Below are 3,612 nucleotides of genomic sequence, written 5' to 3' on the forward strand. Positions count from 1 at the left end.
ACTCGGCAATCGCCTCGTCGGCATCCTGCACGGCTGCCTCAAGACCGGCGCCGCCTACGACGAGACAACTGCCTGGGCCCATCTCCACCCCAGTTCTTGACAACGAAAAACATAGGATGTCTGCCGCCGAACGTGCGCTCCGGCGTCGAACGGATGGTTGCTGACTGTACTGGGAGCTCGATGACTTGCCCGGAGCTGCGGGCGCGGGCGCCTCGGTACGACGAGGAGCTGACCTCTGGTGATCGACTGGTTCAATGGCCTCGTGCGGGCGACTATCGAGTGGTCGGAACATCAGGTGGTCGACGGGGTTACCGAGCGGCCGTTCCACATCAGCCGGACCGTCGGCGCAATACCGGGCCTGCTGTGGCTGCCGTCTTCCAGGTCCGCCCCGCGTCCGCTGATCCTGCTCGGCCACGGAGGTAGCGGGCACAAACGAAGCAGCCGAATCGTCGAGCTCGCCCGATGGTTCACCACGCATGCCAACTTCGCGGTGGTCGCGATCGACGGCCCCTACCACGGCGATCGTGTAGGTACCGTTTTGCCGACGGCCGCATACCCAGCCCACATGGCAGCCGTCGGGATCGAGGTAGTCCTCGATCAGATGACCGAGGACGGCGGGCGACCGTGGACGCGATCGCCGCTTCGGGTGTGGCTGACGCCGACCGGCTCGGATATCTGGGCATGTCCATGGGGACTCGGTTCGGTCTTCCCCTGGCTGCCATGTTGGGTGACCGGTTTCGGTGCTTGGTCCTCGGTAAGTTCGGCCTTCACCAGTCAGACGCCATGCATGAGGGCCTAGCCGCGCCGCAGCGCGTTGCCCGCGATGCTCGGCGAGTCACAGCCCCGACGCTCTTCCACCTTCAGTGGCACGACGAAATCTTCCCCAGGAAAGGTCAGCTGACACTGTTCGACCTGCTGGGATCGGAGGACAAACAGCTCGCCGCCTACACCGGCATGCACGCGGAAACCAAGCCCGCGGCCGTCGCTCTATGGCGCGACTTCATGTCCCGGCATCTGGCCGCCGGCAGTTGAGCCGGGAAACGCATCCCGTTTGTTAGGCAAGATCGGATATCCGGATCTGCCACCGACCGCGTGCCACGCAGTGGGCGTCACTGTCGGTCGATGAAGACGGTGTTCGGCCTTGCCGATTCAGTGCGGCGATGAACGTCTCGCTGTTGGCCTGGGTGTAGGCGAGTTCGCGTTGGGAGCACTTCGGCAGAGCGTGCCCGCGAAACCCGGGGATGAGTCGTCATCGAGGATGTCTCGCCAGATGCCCGCGCGGTTTCGGTTCCAGCGGACGCGGGATGGTTTCAGTGCTGGTGCGGTTGCTGCGATGGTCAGGCTGCCGATGTGAGGAGGGCGGCGAGTTCTCGGTCTGGGCTGATGCTCTTGGACTACAGGGGGCTGCACGGCGTTGTGGCCAGTCGCAGTGAGAGGTCGAGCAGGCTCTGGCCGGGGTCGTCGCGGCGGTAGACGGTGGCCAGGTAGCTGAACTGGTTCATGATGCCGACGACGCTGCGGTTGACAGTGCTGGCGACCCGATGCTCGTTCATGTGCCGTCGTTCGTTCTCGATGACGGTGTGCGGTGCCTGGTGGGCGGCCAGGGCGGTGGCGATGTGGTCGCTGATCCGGTCGAGCAGAGTGGCCGCGGGCGCCAGCGGCATCAGCACGGGCAGCAAGGTCGGTTCGTTGACCAGCAGCGCGGCCTGCGGGCGCCAGGGCAGGACGGTGGCATACCACTGGCCCAGCAGTGTGGTCGACTCCTCGCCGTTCAGGTCGGCCGGGCCGATCCGGGCCGATCCGGGCCAGCAGTTTCTTGGTCGCGCGGACGATGAGCACCCTGCCATCCTGCCGGTCAACGCCGGGCGGGCGCCGCCGGAGGGTCGGGTGGCTGGCGGCGGCTGGCCACCGTCGAACCCGTCGGGTCGCATCCGCCGGGCATGGCTAACAGAGCCGATGAGTGGGTGCCTGAGGCGGTAGGTTCCAGAGGCTCCAGCGCCGGTCAGGCTGTGGCAGGCGACGGCGGATGCCTGCCGCCGGCCAGTCCCAGGCGGGGCGGCCCCAGCACGTGAGACAGAGCCCTCGCCGGAGGCATCTCCGGTGTTTGTGACGAGCGCACCGTGGCGGGCGACTTCGGACGCAGGCTGCGCGACAGGTGCGGCAGGCGTGAGCGCGTCTGATGGCTTCGCCCTCGACCGGTCTGACCTGTCATGCGACAGGGCGCAGCCGGCGGACGACCGTGTCGGGGCTATCGGGGTGGTGGTTTCCCAACGGTGCTGCAAGGCTTCGGTGAAATAGTTGATCATGGGTTCGGTGACGTGGCTGTAGATGCCTCTTACGCCAGCGAGGCGGTGTCCGAGGCGGCGGGCTTGGGCGATCTCGGGGATGCCGTCTTCGATGAGCCAGGTCTTGTGGCTGTGGCGTAGGTCGTGGAAGTGCATGCCGGGCAGGATCGGCGGGATTCCTCTGTTCGGCTTGCCCGCGACGGCGGGAGTCCGAGCGCGGCGGTTGAAGTTGGAGCGGCGTTGGTGGTAGCCGCGGGCGCCGGGGAAGACGGTGGTGTGGGGATGATCGGCGAGGTGGGTGGCGAGGAGGTTGGTCAGGAAGCGGGGTAGCCGGATGTGGCGGACGGGAGTCTGGTTTTGGGTGGGCCGAGGTACAGCTTGCCGTCGACTTCGTGCAGCGCGCCGACATCGGGGTGGCGTTAATGCTGCCGGTGGTGAGGTCGAGGTTGTCGCGGGCGAGGCCGGCGAGTTCTTCCCATCGCATGCCGGTGTAGCCGGCGGTGAGGATCATCAGTCCGTCGCAGGGCCGTGGTTGGCGGGCGACGATGGCGGCGACCTGCTCGGCGGTGGCGTGGGGTCGTTCGGCGCGGATGCCTTTGGGGATGCGGATGCCGCGGCAGGGGTTGAGCGGGATCCGGCGGTCTTCCACCGCTTCCTGCAGGATCATCGACAGGACCATGATCACGTCGGTGACGGATCGGGGTGAGAGTCGCGTGCCGAGGGCGACGGCGAGGGTGTTGACGTGTTGGCGGCGGATGTCGACCAGGGGCAGCGGGCCGAGGGCGGGCAGGATGTGCAGCCGCAGATGGCTGCGGTAGGCCGACCAGGTGGCCGGGGATGCCTGGTGTGTTGACTGCCAGATCGGTACCCAGTCGGCGAGGGGGATGCGTCCGCCACGGGGGTCGATGAAGGTGTCGCGGGCGACTTCCACGTCAATCTCTGTGGCGCGGATTACGGCGTCGGCGCGTACGTCGTGGACGGAGTCGGTGGTGACGGTGCCGTCGGGCATGCGGAGGCGGACGCGGAATTTGGTGCCGCGCTTTTCCACCCAGGCCATCGCTATTCCTCCGATCGGTTCGTGTGCGGTGCGTCGGTGATGGACGCGTGACTTCCGGCGTGGGGCAAGTCGGTGGTGGCAGGCGGTCGTGGGCGTCGCCGGGTGGGGCGCCGTCCGGTGGCGGGTTCCGCGGCGGCGGCGATGATGGCGGCGAGGTCGGCGGCGGAAAAGCGCAGGTGCTTGCCGAGGAAGGTGCAGGGGATCTGGCGGCGGCCGGCGCGGCGGCGCAGCCAGGATTCCGTGACGCGCAGTCGTGCTGCGGCTTCTGAC

Annotated in this window: 3 protein-coding genes and 2 pseudogenes; 1 reads left to right on the forward strand and 4 read right to left on the reverse strand. The window is 67.6% G+C overall.

Going from position 1 to position 3,612, the window contains the following annotated elements:
- Positions 1-624: 624 nt before the first annotated feature.
- Entirely contained in the window at positions 625-1,032 is a 408-nt protein-coding gene (locus DKL51_RS28020; protein ID WP_109964717.1) for an acetylxylan esterase family protein, read from the forward strand.
- A 362-nt stretch (positions 1,033-1,394) separates the two neighbouring features.
- Here DKL51_RS28020 and DKL51_RS28025 read toward each other — a convergent pair whose 3' ends face one another.
- From DKL51_RS28025 to DKL51_RS35895, 4 genes and pseudogenes are all read right to left on the reverse strand, one after another.
- A complete protein-coding gene (locus DKL51_RS28025) occupies positions 1,395-1,931 on the reverse strand; it encodes a DUF6933 domain-containing protein (RefSeq protein ID WP_221623251.1) in 537 nt (178 codons plus the stop codon).
- Positions 1,932-2,372: 441 nt separating this feature from the next.
- A pseudogene (locus DKL51_RS37305) lies at positions 2,373-2,621 on the reverse strand (tyrosine-type recombinase/integrase); the annotation flags it as partial.
- Between the two features lie 451 nt (positions 2,622-3,072).
- Positions 3,073-3,342, reverse strand: a pseudogene (locus tag DKL51_RS37310) (site-specific integrase); the annotation flags it as partial.
- A gap of 2 nt (positions 3,343-3,344) precedes the next feature.
- Positions 3,345-3,612, reverse strand: a 268-nt coding sequence (locus DKL51_RS35895) for a helix-turn-helix domain-containing protein (RefSeq protein WP_221623252.1), incomplete at its 5' end; no start/stop codon positions are given.

The organism is Micromonospora globispora, from assembly GCF_003857015.1.
GTDB lineage: Bacteria > Actinomycetota > Actinomycetes > Mycobacteriales > Micromonosporaceae > Micromonospora > Micromonospora globispora.

Bases quoted from the DNA above. Each gene is read 5' to 3' on its own strand.
- DKL51_RS28025 (WP_221623251.1), bottom strand. From the start codon at position 1,931: ATGCGACCCGACGGGTTCGACGGTGGCCAGCCGCCGCCAGCCACCCGA.